The following is a 19,617-nucleotide window of genomic DNA, read 5'->3' on the forward strand; positions in this document are numbered from 1 at the left end:
AAGTCTTTATAAAATATAGTAACAATTATAAAAATAAATTACTTCAATCAATTAATTCAAAAACCTGGATAGGTGGTCTCCAAATCAAAAATACAGAAGCGGTTAGTTATAAACTTAAAGACCTCTATTTTTTTATTCTAAAGCACTTTTTAATTAATGCTAAACCTGAATCTAGTTACTCAGAATTGTTTTTTGAAATGATTAAATTTGAAGAAAATGCTGAAGAGCCTACAAATCAAAATAAATTAAGTATCGTTGTTCGTGCACAAAGTGTTTCAAAAGGCAGAGCTCAAGCATACGACTTTGGAAGAGTTTATCCTTAACTAAATGGAAGTATTACAAATTGTTTACATAAGTTGTTTAAGCATAACAACACTAAAAGCAATAGTTTTGGGCTGGAAATATACATTTCCGGCTCAAAACTATTTGGGTATTTATCTAATTGGGACTTTAAGCTTAGAAGTCTTTGGAGAAATTAAAGCCTACTTAAAGCAATTTGACTTTGCTGTTTATTATAATATATATGCAATATTCTGCATTTTATTTTTTGGAATCTATTTTTCAAAAATCTATATCGGAAATTTTAAGCGAATTGGGTTATTCGTTTCATTCATCCTTTTATCTTACTGTTTCATTTTTATTGATATTCTAAGCACAAAGTTTTTACCACAACTAGGAATATTGGTCGCTTTATTCTACATTTTTAATTCCATTTTGTGGTTTTATCAAAAACTTCAAATTCCGGTTGAAGGTAAGATTACCGACGATCAGAATTTCTGGATTTCAACCGCTTTACTTTTCTGGAGTACTTACATTATTTTTAGGTTTACACCTATGTATTTATTCGAAAAAGAAGATCTGTTTTTCTTAGAAATTCTAAGAAAAATTAGCTCTATAGTCAATTTTATCATGTATGCTCTATTTTATTATGCCCTTATAAAATATGAGCGAATCGCAAAAACCTCAACTAAATGAGCGAGCTGCCTCACGAAATAAAACTTACTTACATCATTGCCATCATGGTGATGCTGTTATTTGTTTGTTTTATAATTATGGTCGTGTTTGTTTACAACAAAAAACAGCTTATTCAGCAGCAGGAAAACCAAATCAAAGAAAGCGAGTTTCAAAACCAATTACTCCAAAAAGAACTAGAGCGTCAGAAAGCGATTCAAGTAGAAAGAGAGCGAATTTCCCAAGATATGCATGATGATTTAGGTGCGGGAATTTCGGCCATAAAACTTCAGGCAGAATTTTTAAAATATAAAATGCCTGAAGAAAGTTTTTCGGAAGATCTGGAAGTCATTATAGCTACTTCAGAAGATATGAATTTAGCCATGAGAGAAATTCTTTGGAGTCTGAATTCTCAAAATGATACTATTGGTAATTTTATAGAATATGTGAGTCTTTATGTCAAACGTTTTTTAGACAAAACGACTATAACATTTCAGCTAGATTCGAATATCATTGAAAAAGAAACCAATTTATCTGTAAAAGCCCGAAGAAACCTCTTTTTGGTAGTAAAAGAAGCCGTTCATAATGTCTACAAACACAGTGAGGCAAGTACTCTGCAAATTCAATTTGAACAGACTGAAGATGATCTTAAAATTACGGTGAATGATAACGGAATTGGATTTTCTGATACGATTCAAAAAGGAAATGGTATCAACAATATGTCGCTTCGAATGGAAGCCATAAATGGAACTTTTAAAATCTTAGCTGTTGAAAAAGGAACGTCATTATTGTTTATCTATCCTTTTAAATCGTAAGTTTATCTAAATCCAAAAAAAACTTTTAGAATTTCGAGTCGTTTCCTCCGCCACTTTGGCTAAAGTAATTCCTTTAAACTGTGCAATGGTACCGGCCACATACGGCAGAAAAGCAGGTTCGCAACGGCGTTCGTGGTATTTCTTCAAAAGGCTGTTCGGTACATTTTTAGGAAGCATAAACGGCGCATCGGTTTCGATCATCAGACGGTCGAGCGGTACGTATTGAATCACTTCTTTTAAATGAGCGAAACGTTTGGTATCAGAAATCGCTCCCGTAAAACCCAGATAGAATCCGTTATCGAGATAGGTTTTGGCTTCTTGCAGCGTTCCCGTAAAACAATGCACCACGGCTTTGGGCAATTGCGGTAAATAGTCTTTAGTAACGCTCATAAACTTGGTAAAAGCAGCTCTTTCGTGCAAAAACAAAGGTTTCTGTACTTCAATCGCCAATTCGAGTTGGGCTTTATAACAGGTTTCCTGTACATTTCTGGGCGAAAAGTCACGATCAAAATCGAGTCCGCACTCGCCAACTGAAACGACTTGTTTCTGCTTTAATAAATTTCGAAGTTTCGAAATACTCTGCGCATCAAAACTCTTCGCATCATGCGGGTGTATTCCCGCCGTCGCATACAGCACGCCCGGGTACTGCCTCGCCATCTTAGCGGATTCTTCACTGTTTCGTATGCTGGTGCCTGTGAGGATCATCTGCGATACGTCGGCATCAAGTGCGTCTTGTACGACATCGTCTGTGTCGTTTTGGAATTGTTTGTTCGTTAAATTAATTCCTATGTCTATATATGTCATTTTTTTTAAAGTTACTAAGGTTCTGAGAGGCTGAGATGCTAAGTTCTCTTCCTCTTTAGAACCGATTATTTTTTTTAAAGTTACTAAGATTCTAAGAGGCTAAGGTGCTAAGTTTTTTTGCTCTTTGAGTCTTTTGTTATTGTTTTTTGCCACAGATTAAAGGATTAGAATGATTATTTAAAAAAGTATCCGCAAAGCTTGTTATTTCGACGGAGGAGAAATCTTAGAATCTTAGAATCTTAGTACCTTAGAACCTCAGCATCTCAAAAGAAACTAGTCCTCTCTGCTTCCATCATCCGCCATTCTCACTAATTTCGGTGTAAATTTGGCCACTACATCTACTAAATCCTCCTGCGCTTTCATTACCTGATGGATGTCTTTATAGGCCATTGGCGCTTCGTCCAGTCCGGCACCAATAAGCGTAACGCCATGATCGCTCAGAATCGATTTCATCTCAGATTGTGTAATGTTTTTAATCGCCTGAGTTCGGCTCATTTGTCTTCCTGCTCCGTGCGAAGCCGAATTAATCGCGTTCTCCTCCCCTTTTCCTCTCACCAAAAATCCCGGTGCAGTCATACTTCCCGGAATGATTCCCATAACGTCTTTCCCGGCCGGAGTTGCTCCTTTTCTATGCACGATCACTTCTTCGCCGTTCCAGATTTCTTTCCAGGCAAAATTATGATGGTTTTCGACTTTGGCTAAAATCGTCGCTCCTAAAGCGCGTTCCATTTTGTTATGAATGATCTCGTGGCAAGCCGAAGCGTAATCTCCCGCCAAATTCATCGCCATCCAGTATTCCTGACCCAATTGGGTGTTCATATCCAAATAGGCTAAGTTTTTAGCTATTTCCGGAAGTTTACAAACGTCTTTGGCAATTTTAGTATAATGTCCGGCGATTGTAGCTCCCATTCCGCGTGAACCCGAATGCGTTAACAAAGCGACATATTTTCCTTTTGGGATATTCAATACAGCATCGTCCTGAGCAAATTCCATGATTCCGAATTCCACAAAGTGATTTCCACCACCCGAAGATCCTAATTGCGACCAGGCCTTATCTTTTAAGTTTTTCACAAACGGATTCATATTAAAAGTCTCATTCTCCAAAACCGCATGATCCGATTTGTACTGACCGTGAAATCCGTGGCCCGCTCCAAAAATAGAATTCTTAATCAATTCTTTTTTGAACTTGGCTTCGTTTTCAAAGTAAAAAGCTTCCGGAATATCATAAACCGACAACGCCATTCTACACCCAATATCAACTCCAACACCATACGGAATAATGGCATTTTTTGTGGCCAGAACTCCGCCAATCGGTAATCCGTAACCCTGATGCGCGTCGGGCATTAAAGCTCCGGCAACGGTAACCGGTAATTTCATGGCTACTTCCATTTGTTTTCTGGCTCCGTCTTCGATATGATCTAATCCGTAAGCCGAATACGCATTTGGATTTTGATTTAAAGCAATAAAATCTTCCGGTTTCTCGTTCGATTTTTCGATTAAAGCAACAGCCAGTTTGCTGAACATTTTATCGTCTATATAATTCTCCGGAGTTTCTAAAACATTTTTGTAATGAGCAATCATTTCGTCTCTTGTAAATCCGTTTCTTTTGCTGTTTATTTTTAAGGCAATCCCGATTATTTTTCCTTCCGGAAATCCTAATTCTAATATTTCTGTACCGTTTATTTGTGTTTTCATTTTTTCTTTTTTTTTTTAAGGAGCAAAGTTGCAGAGGTTTATAGATGCAAAGGTTTTCTACTGCTGCGCAGTTATTTTGCGTAGTTTTTATTTCTCGCAGATTTTGCAGATTCGAGCAGATCTAAAAATGATTTTTATAAATAATCTGCGCTTATCAGCCGAAATCTTTTTAAATCTGCGTGAAACATTAAACCTTTGCACCTTTATACCTCCAAACATTGTCCATCAAACCCGACAGGTTTCAAAAACCTGTCGGGTTTACAATAGACCATTGTACCTCCGAACATTAATCAATTAATAATTGTGTCACAACTGCTGGGTTCATCGCCCATTGGGCTGTATAAACCTCATCAGCATTTTGATCTTCGGTGATTGTTAAACCTTGGGCTTCCGCTTTAAGCTGTAACAAACTACCTATATTCAATTTACTGTTTAATTTTGACAACAACGCCTGAACGCCTTTGAAATCCAAACCTTGTACGACTTGACCTCCGAAAGTCATCTCTAACCAAACGATTTCTCTTTTGGCTACATCCAAAACTCCAAAGGCCAAACCTTTTGCCACATTCTGCGTCACACGAACCTGATGATCCACGCAAGACGGGTCGTAAGCAACTCCGGTTTTCTCCGAAATTTTCATTGGATGTTTGCTGTTCATCCAACCTACTATCAGATTTGGCGTGATACTTCCGTTGCTGTACGCGTTGCAAGTAAAAGTTACAAATTTTGCTTTGGCTTTCGCCAATTCGTCGATGTTGATGTTGATATATTCGGCAGTTCCAATTTTATTCGGAATGCTTCGGATATCACCACTATGCTGACAACCTGTAGTCGTCAATCGGCTGAAAGAACAAATATCGGCTTTATCTTCATAAGCGATATGACAGCTTAAATCCATATCTAAATGTTGCGCAGGAAGATCTTTACCCCATTGCATAAACAATCGCACTTCATTACCTTCAATTGGGAAACGTGTTCCCATTAAAGCAACTGGCAAATCCTGAACCGTTTCGCTTCGATCTCCAATAGAAACCGGAATATTAAACAATTGCGGATCGATATAGATTGTTTTGTTGGTATTCGCAATTTTCGCAAATCGTTTTTTCATGGCCAAAAGACACAATTCTTCGATTTGATTTTTCATCGCTTCCAACTGAAAATCTTCGTACAACTTCAATAAACCGTTTGGTTCGATTCGTTTGTTTGTTCCACCCAAAGGTTTCACACTTCTCTGCATGTTTTTATCAAAATAATTTTGAGCATACATATTTAATGTAAACACCAATCTCGCTGGAACTTTATCGATAATTTCTTCAAAATGAGCAATAGTTTCCTCCGCTCCAAACCATAGCATATTCGAGAATAACGAACGAGCAAATAATCCTGGACGCTGTTTCAATAAAGCAAACGTTTTATCGGCATCAAATTTCAATCTTGACGAATCTACTTTGCTTTGCCAAACATCGTACACTTGGTTGTAAAATACATCCATTAAAAAATTCAATTTCTCAAATCCTTTTCTTTTGCTGTATTCTGCCAAACGCAAGGCACGGATAACACGAACCCACATTCCTCTTTTTGGATGCATCGTTTCGCACATGGCTTCAACTTCCATATCCATATTATTTAACCAGTTGGCAACCATCAAACATTCTTTTCTTGAATATTTCAATTTCAAATCTTTTTGAGACGCCATTCTCGCCTGCACACTTGTATCCAAAACAGTATGAAAATGCTGTCCATTTTTAGCAGCTCTTTTAACAATGGTTTTTGGCTCAATAATCTGAAGCATTCCTGTATTCTTAAACCATAAATATCTTAAAATATCCGTTGGTGTTTTCAAAAATTGCGATGCTTCGTCTTCTTTACTGTTTTCAATCAAAAGATCGATTACAAGCATTAAAGTTTCCTTCATTGCTACCTCGGTTTTTGGTAAAGGCAAGTACTGCATAACCATTTTTAAGGTATCTATCTGAGTCGCGTCTAAAGCGGTTTTGGATTGCAATAACGATATATAGAAATCATTTAAATCTTTTTCAGACCACAATTCCAGCATTTTTAATTTGCTTCCCTGTCCCATTTTTTCGATTTTACCAAATTCAAAAGGAGTTCCACAGAAGGGACAACCGTTGTATCTTTCTAACGGAAAAGTATTATCGGGAATGATATGTCCGCAGGATAAAGTTGTTCCGTTTTTAGTTTTAAAAACATTTCCGAAATACGTAATAACATGATCCAAAACAGATTCTCCTGTTGGAACATTCCATTCTTTTACCAATGGTGTCCAATTTTTATCAGTTCCTAAAACCTCTCTCAAAACTTCTAAAACCTCAACTTTATAAGTCGGACTTACGTTGTTTAAAGCATGAAGTAAGGATTCTGAAAATGTAAATCCCAATTTGGAAACATTGGCTAACAAAACTGATGTTGTTCCAGATAAATTTTTAACGTCATTCTTAATCATTTCTGATGGAATGAAAATAGCGTTCTGACGTAAACTGATTTTTAATAATGTTGTTGTTTTCATTTTTTTTATTTTTTAAAATTTAGATAATGGTGCTTCTGATTCTACCTAAAAGATTTTGAAATAAGAAACACTTGACCTTAAATTGGAGTGTAATAGACTAACTAAGCTAAAATGGAGCGGGCGACCGCGAAGAAGTAAGTTAATCTTGACCCTCATTTTATTAATGATAATTTTAAAACTTGCCGGACTCGAACCGGAAATGCCGATGTTCTGAAGTAAGTTTTAATTGATCATCAATAGTGAAACAGATGGGATTCGAACCCACGACCCGGACATTAGAAATGTACGAAGTAAGTTTTGATTGACCTTTTACCGATAATCTCAAAACTACCTGCTCTACCGCTGAGCTACTGCCTCTATTATGATTGTAAAATAAAAAGGTAATGGTGTAAGTGTGTACGTTGGAAAGTTTTCTGAAGTAACTCAAACTTGACCTGTTTTATTTTTTATTTGATTGCTATGAACGTTTGTTTTTTATTTCTGAACAAAGATTTCAAAACTAGTACGCAATTATTTTGCGCAGTAAAATTTCTGTTTCATTTTTTAGAAATACTATTTGTTTTATTTCTTGAGCAAAGATTTCAAAACCACTACGCAATTATTTTGCGCAGTAAAAAAAGAATTTTAAATTTGAGTAAATATTAATTTTAAAAAGTCTATAAGTCCCAGAGGGACGTTATAACTATGGATTTTTCACATGCATTTGAAGAGCCCCAGCGGGGCGACATATTCTATCAATGAAAGGAAAATAAAGGTGTCGCTCCGCTGGAGCTTTTGATTCTGTGCTATAATTTGGTTATAAATATTCAGCTCTTACAGAGTTTCTCATTAGATTTAAATAAAAAACACCATATGAATTTAGAAAAAATCTATTCTGAATTACTCTTGAACATTGGCTTTCCCGCAAATGAAATTCAGCAAAACTGGATGGATTTAGAAAAGGCATATTCCAAAAAATCAAGGCATTATCACAATCTCACGCATTTAAAACAAATGATCGAGAGCTTTGAGGTCTATCGGAATAAACTTGAAAATCCCACTGAAGTATTATTCTCCATTTTTTATCATGATATTGTTTACTCTTCTTCCAGAAAAGACAATGAACTTAAAAGTGCCGAATTCGCTTTGTCAATTCTTCCCGAAAATATCCCCCTAAACAAACAATTCATTTTTGATGCGATCTGTGCTACACAACAGCATTTACACAATACAGTTGAAGATATTAACTGGTTAATCGATTTTGATTTGAAGATTCTGGCCCATGATTGGGAGGATTACAAAATCTATTTCGAGCAAATTAGAAAAGAGTATCACATTTATCCTGATTTTCTCTACAAACCCGGACGTGCTAAGGCTTTGAAACATTTTCTGGAAAACGAGTTTGTTTTTCAAACAGATGAGTTTAGGAATTTATATGAAAAGAAAGCAAGATTGAATATTGAAAAAGAGATCAGTATTTTAGAAAGAAAAAAATAATCTCGCTAAGACGGGAAGTCGCTGAGTTTTTTTTAGCCACTGATTAAAGGATTAAAATGATTAAAAAAATCTGCTCAATCTGCCAGATCTGCGAGAAACAAAAAACTATTACCCTTCCAGCCTTGCAAGAAAAAAAACAAACTATGTCACAAAACAAAAACGCCCTAATTCGGTACAAAACGATAGACAAATGTCTTCAAAACAAATACCGGCAATGGACTTTAGACGACTTAATCGAATGCTGCTCTGATGCTTTGTTTGAATATGAAGGTCGAGCTAACCCCATCAGCAAGCGAACCATTCAGATGGATATTCAGCTCATGCGAAGTGAGAAACTGGGGTACAACGCCCCAATTGTAGTATACGATAAAAAGTACTATAAATACGAAGATGACGAATTCACCATAACCGATATACCATTAACCGAAACAGACATGAATGTGCTCACTGAAACTGTTTCGATGTTAAAGCAGTTTAAAGATTTCTCTCTCTTTAGTGATGTATCGGATATTCTACAGCGTTTGGAGGATAAAATCTATGCCGAAAAATCGCATACCAAACCCGTTATCTATCTCGACAAAAATGAAAAACTAAAAGGACTTCATTATCTGGATGAGATTTATCAGGCCATCATCAAAAAGGTGACTTTGGTTATTACCTATAAATCGTTTAAATCTCAGGAAGAAAGCAAATTTCATTTTCACCCTTTTATTTTAAAGGAATTCAATAACCGATGGTTTTTGGTAGGAAAGAAAAAAGGTTCACAACCGATTACCAATCTAGCCCTGGACAGAATTATATCTATAGATTACGATTTCAATATTCCCTATTTAGAAGAAAACTTTGATGCAGAGCTCTTTTATAAAAACGTAATTGGGGTAACCGTTAATACAGGTTTACAACCCAAAAAGATCGAACTTTGGATAGACGCAACCAACGCACCTTATGTGATAACCAAACCTCTGCATCACACACAGCGGCTCATTAAAGAAAATGACGACAAAAGCATCATCGTTCATTTGTTCATTTCTCCCAATTACGAAATGGAACGTATGCTTTTAGGATTTGGAGACGGCATCGAAATTATCAAACCTGAAAATCTAAGAAATAGAGTAAAAGCTATACTTCAAAAGGCAATTTCAAGATATGAACCCAAAAACACCATTGAATTAAAGCCATAATTTTTTACAAAATGCAGAATTTTATCTTATTTTAAAACCATAAAACAATTTTTACAGCATTAATTTTGTTAAAACATCAAAAAAGAATAGTATATTTCAATTAAATTTTAACCGTAAACCCCTATAAATCAAAGGGATTTTTTAACTAACCAAAAAATTATTAAAAAATTATATGCATGCATAGTATTTTTTAATTATATTTGAAATCGATATAGTTACATATGAAAGAGAAAACAATAGATTATATTCTGCGTGCTACATGGCAAGCTGTATCAAGAATGTACAATGAAGAGGCTGCTAAGTACGATGCCACAATGGCTACCGGGTTTGCCCTTTTGAGTATAGATAAGGAAGAAGGAACCCCATCGACAGCTTTGGGTCCCCGAATGGGCATGGAAGCCACAAGTCTTACCAGAACATTGAAATCTATGGAAGATAAAGGTTTGATTGTTCGCAAAAAAAACCCAACTGATGGTCGTGGTGTTTTGATTTACCTGACCGAATTTGGAAAAGAAAAAAGAGATTTATCTAAAAATACGGTTCTGAAATTTAATGAAACGGTAAGAAAACATGTTTCTGATGAGAAACTAAACCATTTTATCGAGGTTTCTGAAATTATAAACGAATTAATTCAGGATAAAAACATATTCAATCAAACAGAAAAATCAGAAAATGAATAACCTTAATTCATAAGGAACATTCAAATCAAATAAAAAACAAAATATTAACTATGAAACGCACAATTAAAAAAGTCGCTGTAATTGGATCCGGAATTATGGGTTCGGGAATAGCTTGCCATTTTGCCAATATTGGTGTTGAAGTTTTACTGCTTGACATCGTACCACGCGAGTTGACAGAAGCTGAAGCTAAAAAAGGATTAACGCTTGAAAGTAAAGCTGTTCGCAACCGAGTAGTAAATGAGCATCTGGCGAATTCATTAAAATCAAAACCATCTCCTATTTACAGTCAAAAATTCGCAAACCGAATTACCACTGGAAATACGACTGATGATATGGCAAAAATTGCCAATGTTGATTGGATTATTGAAGTAGTTGTGGAGCGTCTGGATATTAAAAAACTGGTATTCGAACAAATCGAGCAATTCCGTAAACCGGGAACTTTGGTTACTTCTAATACTTCCGGTATTCCAATTCACTTCATGAGTGAAGGAAGAAGCGAAGATTTCCAACAACACTTCTGCGGAACACACTTTTTTAACCCTGCGCGTTACTTAAAGTTATTTGAAATTATTCCTGGTCCAAAAACTTCAACTGAAGTATTGGATTTCTTAAACGAATACGGATCTAAATTCTTAGGAAAAACTTCGGTTGTTGCTAAAGATACTCCTGCGTTTATTGGAAACAGAATAGGTATTTACGGAATCCAAAGTTTATTCCACTTGGTAAAAGAAATGGGATTAACGATCGAAGAAGTGGATAAATTGACCGGACCAGTAATTGGCCGTCCAAAATCGGCTACTTTCCGTACGGTTGACGTGGTTGGATTGGATACTTTGGTACACGTTGCTAACGGTATTTACGAAAACTGCCCAACAGACGAACAACACGAATTGTTTAAACTTCCGGATTTCATCAACAAAATGATGGAAAATAATTGGTTAGGAAGCAAAACTGGTCAAGGTTTCTACAAAAAAGTAGACAAAGATATTCTTTCTTTAGACTTAGACACCTTAGAATACCGTGCTGCAAAAAAAGCAAATTTTGCTACACTTGAACTTACAAAAACTATCGATAAACCAATCAATCGTTTTAAAGTTTTAGTAAAAGGAACTGACAAAGCGGGAGAATTTTACCGTAAGAGTTTCGCCGGAATGTTTGCTTACGTGTCCAACAGAATTCCTGAAATCTCAGACGAATTATACAAAATTGACGATGCCATGAAAGCTGGTTTTGGATGGGAAAATGGTCCATTCGAAATCTGGGATGCTATTGGTGTTGCAAAAGGAATCGAAATCATGAAAGCCGAAGGTTTAGCGCCTGCTGCCTGGGTTACTGAAATGTTAGCTTCCGGAAGCGATAGTTTCTATTCTGTAAAAGAAGGAGCAACTTTCTTCTATAATATTCCAACAAAATCACAAACTAAAGTTCCTGGACAAGATTCATTCATTATCCTGAACAACATTCGCGAAAGTAAAAAAGTTTGGAGCAACAGTGGTGCTATTATCGAAGATTTAGGAGACGGAATCTTAAACTTAGAATTCCAATCTAAAATGAATACTATTGGTGGCGATGTACTTCAGGCCATCAATAAAGCCATCGATTTATCTGAAAAAGAATACCAAGGTTTAGTGATTGGAAATCAGGCAGCGAATTTCTCTGTTGGAGCTAATATTGGAATGATTTTCATGATGGCAGTGGAACAAGAGTACGATGAATTGAACATGGCGATCAAATTGTTCCAGGACACCATGATGCGCGTTCGTTATTCTTCGATTCCGGTTATCGTAGCACCTCACGGAATGACTTTTGGCGGTGGATGTGAAATGAGCTTACACGCTGATAAGGTAGTTGCCGCGGCTGAAACTTACATGGGATTAGTGGAATTTGGTGTTGGTGTACTTCCTGGCGGTGGTGGATCTAAAGAAATGGCTTTAAGAGCTTCTGATTTATTCCGTAAAAATGACGTTGAATTAAACGTTCTTCAGGAGTATTTCCTTACTATCGCTATGGCTAAAGTTTCAACTTCTGGTTATGAAGCTTTTGATACCGGACTTTTACAACACGGAAAAGATATTATCGTAGTCAACAAAGACCGTCAGATTGCAGAAGCTAAAAAACATGCCTTGTTAATGGCCGAAGCAGGTTATACGCAACCTATCAGAAGAACGGATGTAAAAGTACTAGGAAAACAGGCTCTTGGAATGTTCTTAGTAGGAACTGACCAAATGCAAGCTGGAAAATACATTTCTGAGCACGATAGAAAAATTGCAAACAAACTGGCTTACGTAATGGCTGGTGGTGATTTATCTGAAGCTACTTTAGTATCTGAACAATATTTATTAGATATCGAACGTGAAGCTTTCTTGAGTTTATGTACAGAAAGAAAAACTCTGGAGCGTATTCAATATATGTTAACTAAAGGAAAACCGCTTAGAAATTAGAAATTAGAAAATAGAAATTAGAAAATAGAAATTAGAAAATAGAACAGAGAGAATAGAATATAGATTTCAGACTTGGTAAAGTCTATTTTCTATACTCTATCTTCTATAATCTTAAAAAATAGAATAAAGAAAAAAGATTTTGAGACAAAGTAACAGTCTATTTTCTATGATCTATTTTCTATAATCTTAAAAAAACAAAAACAAATGAAAACAGCATATATAGTAAAAGCATATAGAACCGCAGTTGGAAAAGCTCCAAAAGGGGTTTTCAGATTCAAAAGACCTGATGAATTAGCGGCTGAAACCATTCAGTTTATGATGGATGAACTGCCTGATTTTGACAAAAAGCGCATCGATGACGTTATGGTAGGAAATGCCATGCCGGAAGCTGAGCAAGGTCTTAACGTTGGACGTTTGATCTCGTTAATGGGATTAAAAGTAGAAGACGTTCCCGGAGTTACAGTAAACCGTTATTGTGCTTCCGGATTAGAAACTATCGGAATGGCAACTGCTAAAATTCAATCCGGAATGGCAGATTGTATCATCGCTGGTGGTGCAGAAAGTATGAGTTATATTCCGATGGGAGGTTACAAACCAACTCCGGACTATAAAGTAGCTGCTGCCGGTCATGAGGATTATTACTGGGGAATGGGTTTAACTGCTGAAGCGGTTGCCAATCAATACAAAATCTCCAGAGAAGATCAGGATGAGTTTGCTTACAACTCTCATATGAAAGCATTGAAAGCACAAGCAGAAGGAAAATTTGACAAACAAATCGTTCCAATTACTGTTGAACAGACTTTCATCAATGAAAATGGTAAAAAAGAAACAAAATCATACGTTGTAAATAAAGACGAAGGTCCAAGAGCAGGAACTACTAAAGAAGCTTTAGCAGGTTTAAGACCCGTTTTCGCAGCAGACGGAAGTGTAACTGCCGGTAACTCTTCTCAAATGAGTGACGGTGCTGCTTTTGTTTTAATCATGAGCGAAGAAATGGTAAAAGAATTAAATCTGGAGCCAATCGCACGTTTGGTAAATTTTGCGTCTTCTGGTGTGGAGCCAAGAATCATGGGTATCGGACCTGTAAAAGCAATTCCGAAAGCCTTGAAACAAGCAGGATTAACGTTGAATGATATCGAATTAATCGAGCTGAATGAAGCTTTTGCTTCACAGGCTTTGGCTGTTACCCGCGAATTAAACATCAATCCGGAAATCGTAAACGTAAACGGTGGTGCTATCTCTTTAGGTCACCCACTGGGTTGTACAGGAGCTAAACTTTCTGTTCAGTTATTCGACGAAATGAAACGCAGAGGCAACAAATACGGAATCGTAAGTATGTGTGTAGGTACCGGACAAGGTTCTGCAGGGATTTACGAGGTGTTGTAAAAAGAAAATAGAATATAGAATAAAGAGAATAGATGTTTTTTTTAGAGGAAAGAAGCAAGAGGCTAGACTTAATTTTGGAATGAAGATATTCTGTGAATAAGCCTCTTTAAAGGTAGTAAAAAACTTACTTTTTAATTTTTCTTCTTATCTTGCCTCAAAAAAACATGAGACACAATTTTAAGAATTTGAAAATTTGGATTTTAGCTATGGAAATTACAAATGATATCTATAAACTAACCGCCACTTTTCCAAAATCAGAAACGTATAGTTTGACAAGTCAAATGAACAGATGTTCTGTTTCAATGCCTTCAAATATTGCCGAAGGTTCAAACAGAGGAAATAAACACTTTCAGCATTATATGAATATTAGTTTAGGGTCATCATTTGAGTTACAAACACAATTGTTAATAGCTTGTCAAAATGACTATTTAACAAAAGAAAAAACAGAAAAATTAGAAAATAAAATAATTGAATTTCAAAAGATGACCACAGGCTTCATCAACAAGTTAGACAACAGTCTTCCTTCTTGATTCTTGCATCTTAATTTAAAAACATACAAAAAACAAAAACAAAATGGCAGATACTATCGAAAAAAACGTGACTCGTGGTGGTCAGTTTTTAGTTAAAGAAACAAAATGCGAAGATATCTTCACACCGGAAGATTTTTCGGAAGAGCAATTAATGATGCGTGACTCTGTAAAAGAGTTCGTAGACAAAGAATTATGGGCACATAAAGATCGTTTCGAGAAGAAAGATTACGCTTATACAGAATCTTCTATGCGTAAAGCTGGAGAACTAGGACTTTTAGGAGTTGCTGTTCCGGAAGAATATGGCGGATTAGGAATGGGATTTGTTTCTACAATGTTGGTTTGTGACTACATTTCAGGAGCAACGGGATCTTTCTCTACAGCTTTTGGTGCACATACCGGAATTGGAACTATGCCAATTACGCTTTATGGTACTGAAGAACAAAAGAAAAAATACGTTCCTAAATTGGCTTCAGGTGAATGGTTCGGAGCTTATTGCCTGACAGAGCCGGGAGCAGGATCTGATGCTAACTCAGGAAAAACGAAAGCAGTTTTATCTGAAGATGGAAAATACTACTCGATCACAGGACAAAAAATGTGGATTTCGAATGCAGGTTTCTGCAGCGTTTTCATCGTTTTTGCCCGTATTGGAGAGGATAAAAACATTACAGGTTTCATCGTAGAAAATGATCCGTCAAACGGAATTTCTATGAATGAAGAAGAGCATAAATTAGGAATCCGTGCTTCTTCTACACGTCAGGTTTTCTTCAACGATACAAAAGTTCCTGTTGAAAACATGTTGTCTGAAAGAGGAAACGGTTTCAAAATTGCGATGAACGCTTTAAACGTAGGTCGTATTAAATTAGCTGCTGCTTGTTTAGATGCTCAACGTAGAGTTACTACTGGAGCTGTAAAATATGCTAACGAAAGAATTCAGTTTAATACTCCGATTTCAAGCTTCGGTGCTATCCGTTCTAAACTGGCCGAAATGGCAACTAATGCCTACGCAGGGGAAAGTGCTTCTTACCGTGCTGCAAAAGACATCGAAGACAGAATCGCTGCTCGTGAAGCAGAAGGAACTTCTCATCAGGAAGCTGAATTGAAAGGTGTTGAAGAATATGCTATCGAGTGTTCTATACTAAAAGTAGCTGTTTCTGAAGACGTTCAAAGCTGTTCGGATGAAGGAATTCAGATTTTTGGCGGAATGGGATTCTCTGAAGACACTCCAATGGAAAGTGCCTGGAGAGATGCTCGTATCGCACGTATCTATGAAGGAACAAATGAAATTAACAGAATGCTTTCAGTGGGTATGTTGATCAAAAAGGCTATGAAAGGTCATGTTGATTTATTAGGACCAGCTATGAAAGTTCAGGAAGAATTAATGGGAATTCCATCTTTTGATACTCCTGATTTCTCTGAATTATTTGCGGAAGAAAAAGGAATCATCGCTAACCTGAAAAAAGTTTTCTTAATGGTTGCAGGAAGCGCTGTTCAAAAATACGGACCGGATTTAGATTCTCACCAACAATTATTGATGGCAGCTTCTAACATCTTAATCGAGATCTACATGGCTGAAAGTACTATTTTAAGAACTGAAAAATTAGCCAAAAAAGAAGGAGAAGCTAAAGTACAAGAGCAAATTGCAATGGCAAAATTATACTTATACAAAGCAGTAGATATCGTTAACCTAAATGGTAAAGAAGGAATCATTTCTTTTGCAGAAGGTGACGAGCAACGTATGATGTTAATGGGACTTAAACGTTTCACAAAATATACAAACAATCCAAATGTGGTAGCCTTAAGAGAGGTTATTACTTCTAAATTAGTTGCAGAAAACGAATACTGCTTCTAATACAAAAATAGTTTTTAGCTTTTAATTTGTTTAAACCCGCACTAATCCGAAACAGTGCGGGTTTATTTATTTATTTTTTTGACTAAATCGAAGGAAGGAGCTTTCGCAATATTTTTGCAACGATTTGCAAAATATTCGTTAAAATTAACTCTTAGACCCCTATAGAATAGTTAAATATTGGCGGTATTACTTTATATTTAGCATTCTAAAAACTTTAAAAAAACATAAAATGAAACAAATTAACCTGTTTGCCCTGATTCTATTGTGCAACTTTACGACAAGTACATTTGGGCAAAAAAGCAAAAAAATGGACATCATAGCCTACTATACAGGTGATGACAAGCTAATTAACGAATACGAAGTAAGTAAACTAAACCAAATCATTTTTAGTTTTTGCCATTTAAAAGAAGGGAAACTAAGTGTTGATTCTGCGAAAGATTCTACCACGATTAAACATTTGGTTTCATTAAAAGCATCCAATCCACAATTAAAAATTATTCTTTCACTAGGTGGCTGGGGAGGTTGCGAGCCTTGTTCTGCTGCATTTTCAACAGCCGAAGGAAGACTTACTTTTGCCAAATCAGTAAAAGAAGTAAGCCATTATTTTAAAGTAGACGGTTTAGATTTAGATTGGGAATATCCGGCAATTGAGGGACTGCCAGGACATTTGTTTCAACCGGCTGACAAGCCAAATTTCACCGAACTAATCAAAATTTTACGTTCAACTTTAGGTAAAAAATACGAATTGAGCTTTGCTGCCGGAGGTTTTCAAAAAGCCTTAGACGAATCGATTGACTGGAAAAAAGTAATGCCTCTAGTAAACCGTGTAAATATTATGAGTTATGATTTAGTGAACGGATACTCAAAAGTTACCGGACACCATACGCCTTTATACAGCACTAATCCAAAAGAAGAATCTACAGACAGAGCGGTTGAATATTTATTGAAACTGGGAATTCCTGCTGAAAAACTAGTTATAGGAGGTGCTTTCTATACCAGAACCTGGAAAAATGTAGAAAACATCAACAATGGTTTGTATCAGTCAGGTGAGCATGTTCAGGGAGTTTCTTTTAAAGATTATAGCACTTTTTACACAGAAGCCAATGGATGGAAATACTTTTGGGATGAAAAAGCCAAAGCACCTCACTGGTACAATGAAAAAGAAAAAACATTTGCCACAGGAGACAATCTGGCGTCTATAAAAGCAAAAGCAGAATATGCTAAAGCTAAAAACTTAGGCGGAATTATGTTTTGGGAATTGCCTCTGGATGCCACACGTAACGGAATGGTCAATACAATTTACGACGTTAAAATCGCTAAATAAAAAAATTTAGATCATAAAAAAACGGCAGCTGTTCAAAAAATAGCTGCCGTTTTGCTTATCGTAAAAATTTAAAACTAAATTTTAACTTTACTCTTATCCAGTTCGCCTATAAAAGGAATTGTCTCCAGAATTTCTGCTCTGATTATCGTCTGCAAATACACTTCTAACTGAATGAACTTCGCTGCATTAATGGCACCTATCACTTTTTTGGCCTGCGTATAGGTTTTAGAATATAACTTTTCATATCCAATATGGTTTCTTAAAGTTCCCTTTGCCAGCTCATCTGCTTTTTCATCGGTAAGCGTTGCATAATTCACCGCATAATCATTAATCAATTGAAATTTAGTTTGCCCGAGACCCTTGCGATCCGCTTCATAACTATCATACACTTTTGCAAATGCTGCAGCCTGGCTATCGGATAAATTCATATACTCTTTTACGAGATCTCCTTTTGATTTTCCATAAATGCTTTGCACAACATCCACATCTTCTTTAAATGAAGATTGAGCGTAAGAAGAAAATGAAACAATGGCCATGATAAGAATAAGGCTTATTTTTTTCATAGTTCTGATTTTAAATTTGTTTTTATAAATTCATCCGTTATAAAAAATACTTCTAGATTCTAAAAAAGAAAGACTACTTATTCTCCACCGCTTTTGGCGCTCTAATTACGCCATCATAAGAAATGGACGCCCTATTGTTACTGTTGACTGAAAGCGTCGTACTTCCGTTATTGAAAATAGTGAAAAGCAAATTATATACATCATCTTTTCCCCTAACGGTAGTTCTTAAAATGTAACTTTTCTTTTTCTTTTCGACTTTAATATCTTCCGGTGCTCCTTCAAATTTTATTCCTCCGTCTCCCCCATACGCAACGTTGAATGCACGCCCAAAAAAAGGCAGATCACAAATAATTTTATCGCTGCTAAATCTTAAAAAATAAATATTATAATCCAGAATAATGAGCCTTCCTCCTTGCGGATTTAATTTCTGCGCTTCAAAATCGAACTTTTTAGAATCAATCAATGCTTCTGTTTCTTTCTGTTGCTGTAAATCTCTTTCTGCCCTTAGCTCCTTCTTCGTCTTTTCTTGTGCAAAAACTGAAACATTCAAAAAACAGCACAGTAACAATAAAATGGATAATTTAGTCTTCATAAAGTGCAAATTTTAGATTAGAAAAGAAGAGTACTATTTTCTGGTAAATCGCATCAATGCAATGTCTCCTGAGATAAAATGAAGCGTTTTCCCTTCATCTGTAATATCATAGGATGTAATTTTAGGCAAAGTACCCATAAAAAGACGTTCCCCTTCCTGAGCTTGCGGACACATCTTTTTGGTTACAGCCATTGGACCTGTCAGATCGATTTTATGACCAGTTACCACAAGTGCTCCGTTGAAAGAATTACATCCGTTATTTCCGGATACTCTTTTTTCAATTTGATTAAAATTAATAGTTGGCTTATTATTGGGATACAAAGCATCAAAATCAACACTTGAACCGGAGATATAATTAAGCTCCCAGTTTCCTTCAAGTTTAGAAGCATCGCCCCCTTTTGCTCCTTTAGAGCAATTACAGGAAGTTAGAACAATTCCTAAAAAAACGAAAGATAAAATACTTTTGATCATAATATTTAAAATTAAGTTAAAAATAAAACCATTGATTTTCAAGTAAATAAGCTCATAATTACACGAATTTACGTAATATTTTTTGGTTCATCAGCTAAAGTTGCTTTAAATTCCGATCAATAGTTTTAGTTTTTTTTTAACGATCGGTACTAATTCATGTCAGTATTTTATGTTAATTTTACTTAAACTATAATAATAAAGACTCTTCTATGAAAAAAATAATCGTTTCCTTCGCCATAATTACAGCTTTAATCATTGGCTGTAAAACCAGTACAAAATCAAATGATGCCAAAACCTTAAGGGTAGCTTTAGAGCCAAAAAGCAAAAGTACA

The 19,617-nt window shown here is 35.8% G+C and carries 17 protein-coding genes and 1 tRNA gene; 11 read left to right on the forward strand and 7 right to left on the reverse strand.

The genetic code is table 11. The annotated features are described in order from the left end of the window. The 3 genes from B0A80_RS20830 to B0A80_RS17095 form a co-directional block, all read left to right on the forward strand. On the forward strand, positions 1 to 323 hold a 323-nt coding region (locus tag B0A80_RS20830; protein ID WP_165769276.1), incomplete at its 5' end, for a hypothetical protein. Between the two features lie 4 nt (positions 324 to 327). Continuing rightward, entirely contained in the window at positions 328 to 975 is a 648-nt protein-coding gene (locus B0A80_RS17090; protein ID WP_070907259.1) for a hypothetical protein, read from the forward strand. After that, positions 972 to 1,766, forward strand: coding sequence for a sensor histidine kinase (locus tag B0A80_RS17095; protein ID WP_089078078.1), 795 nt, complete (start codon positions 972 to 974; stop codon positions 1,764 to 1,766). The genes B0A80_RS17090 and B0A80_RS17095 overlap by 4 nt, the downstream gene beginning before the upstream one ends. Positions 1,767 to 1,772: 6 nt before the next feature. Here B0A80_RS17095 and B0A80_RS17100 read toward each other — a convergent pair whose 3' ends face one another. From B0A80_RS17100 to B0A80_RS20835, 4 genes are all read right to left on the reverse strand, one after another. Continuing rightward, on the reverse strand, positions 1,773 to 2,570 hold the full coding sequence (locus tag B0A80_RS17100) for a TatD family hydrolase (RefSeq protein ID WP_089078079.1): 798 nt from the start codon (positions 2,568 to 2,570) through the stop codon (positions 1,773 to 1,775). Between the two features lie 273 nt (positions 2,571 to 2,843). Then, the gene (locus B0A80_RS17105; protein ID WP_089078080.1) at positions 2,844 to 4,265 is read right to left on the reverse strand and encodes an RtcB family protein; all 1,422 of its coding nucleotides are present in this window, start codon (positions 4,263 to 4,265) and stop codon (positions 2,844 to 2,846) included. A 286-nt stretch (positions 4,266 to 4,551) separates the two neighbouring features. Then, on the reverse strand, positions 4,552 to 6,792 hold the full coding sequence (locus B0A80_RS17110; RefSeq protein ID WP_089078081.1) for a hypothetical protein: 2,241 nt from the start codon (positions 6,790 to 6,792) through the stop codon (positions 4,552 to 4,554). 240 nt (positions 6,793 to 7,032) lie between these two features. Beyond that, positions 7,033 to 7,149: transfer RNA gene (locus B0A80_RS20835), tRNA-OTHER, on the reverse strand. Positions 7,150 to 7,644: 495 nt separating this feature from the next. Between B0A80_RS20835 and B0A80_RS17115 the strand changes: the two genes are divergently transcribed. The 8 genes from B0A80_RS17115 to B0A80_RS17150 all read left to right on the forward strand — a co-directional run bounded on the left by B0A80_RS17115 (position 7,645) and on the right by B0A80_RS17150 (position 17,659). After that, positions 7,645 to 8,268: an HD domain-containing protein gene (locus B0A80_RS17115; protein WP_089078082.1), complete on the forward strand. Its 624-nt coding sequence runs from the start codon at positions 7,645 to 7,647 to the stop codon at positions 8,266 to 8,268. A 143-nt stretch (positions 8,269 to 8,411) separates the two neighbouring features. Further along, positions 8,412 to 9,449, forward strand: coding sequence for a helix-turn-helix transcriptional regulator (locus B0A80_RS17120; RefSeq protein WP_089078087.1), 1,038 nt, complete (start codon positions 8,412 to 8,414; stop codon positions 9,447 to 9,449). 221 nt (positions 9,450 to 9,670) lie between these two features. Beyond that, complete coding sequence (locus tag B0A80_RS17125; RefSeq protein WP_017496101.1) at positions 9,671 to 10,129, forward strand: MarR family winged helix-turn-helix transcriptional regulator; 459 nt, start codon at positions 9,671 to 9,673, stop codon at positions 10,127 to 10,129. 50 nt (positions 10,130 to 10,179) lie between these two features. After that, positions 10,180 to 12,570 carry a 3-hydroxyacyl-CoA dehydrogenase/enoyl-CoA hydratase family protein gene (locus B0A80_RS17130; protein ID WP_017496102.1) on the forward strand — a complete coding sequence of 797 codons (2,391 nt, stop codon included), beginning with the start codon at positions 10,180 to 10,182 and terminating at the stop codon, positions 12,568 to 12,570. Between the two features lie 204 nt (positions 12,571 to 12,774). Next, positions 12,775 to 13,956: a thiolase family protein gene (locus B0A80_RS17135; RefSeq protein ID WP_017496103.1), complete on the forward strand. Its 1,182-nt coding sequence runs from the start codon at positions 12,775 to 12,777 to the stop codon at positions 13,954 to 13,956. Between the two features lie 164 nt (positions 13,957 to 14,120). Continuing rightward, on the forward strand, positions 14,121 to 14,486 hold the full coding sequence (locus B0A80_RS17140) for a four helix bundle protein (protein ID WP_089078083.1): 366 nt from the start codon (positions 14,121 to 14,123) through the stop codon (positions 14,484 to 14,486). A 43-nt stretch (positions 14,487 to 14,529) separates the two neighbouring features. Further along, positions 14,530 to 16,335 carry an acyl-CoA dehydrogenase family protein gene (locus B0A80_RS17145; RefSeq protein ID WP_089078084.1) on the forward strand — a complete coding sequence of 602 codons (1,806 nt, stop codon included), beginning with the start codon at positions 14,530 to 14,532 and terminating at the stop codon, positions 16,333 to 16,335. Positions 16,336 to 16,564: 229 nt separating this feature from the next. After that, positions 16,565 to 17,659 carry a glycoside hydrolase family 18 protein gene (locus tag B0A80_RS17150; protein WP_070907269.1) on the forward strand — a complete coding sequence of 365 codons (1,095 nt, stop codon included), beginning with the start codon at positions 16,565 to 16,567 and terminating at the stop codon, positions 17,657 to 17,659. Between the two features lie 74 nt (positions 17,660 to 17,733). Here the strand turns inward: B0A80_RS17150 and B0A80_RS17155 are convergent, their stop codons facing one another. The 3 genes from B0A80_RS17155 to B0A80_RS17165 all read right to left on the reverse strand — a co-directional run bounded on the left by B0A80_RS17155 (position 17,734) and on the right by B0A80_RS17165 (position 19,285). Continuing rightward, positions 17,734 to 18,222, reverse strand: a complete 489-nt coding sequence (locus B0A80_RS17155; protein ID WP_089078085.1) for a hypothetical protein — start codon at positions 18,220 to 18,222, stop codon at positions 17,734 to 17,736. Between the two features lie 73 nt (positions 18,223 to 18,295). Beyond that, a complete protein-coding gene (locus B0A80_RS17160; RefSeq protein ID WP_089078086.1) occupies positions 18,296 to 18,814 on the reverse strand; it encodes a DUF4251 domain-containing protein in 519 nt (172 codons plus the stop codon). 33 nt (positions 18,815 to 18,847) lie between these two features. Beyond that, positions 18,848 to 19,285, reverse strand: coding sequence for an META domain-containing protein (locus B0A80_RS17165; protein WP_026109947.1), 438 nt, complete (start codon positions 19,283 to 19,285; stop codon positions 18,848 to 18,850). Positions 19,286 to 19,617: the final 332 nt, after the last annotated feature.

The sequence above is a fragment of the Flavobacterium tructae genome, assembly GCF_002217475.1.
GTDB classification, from domain to species: Bacteria; Bacteroidota; Bacteroidia; order Flavobacteriales; family Flavobacteriaceae; genus Flavobacterium; species Flavobacterium tructae.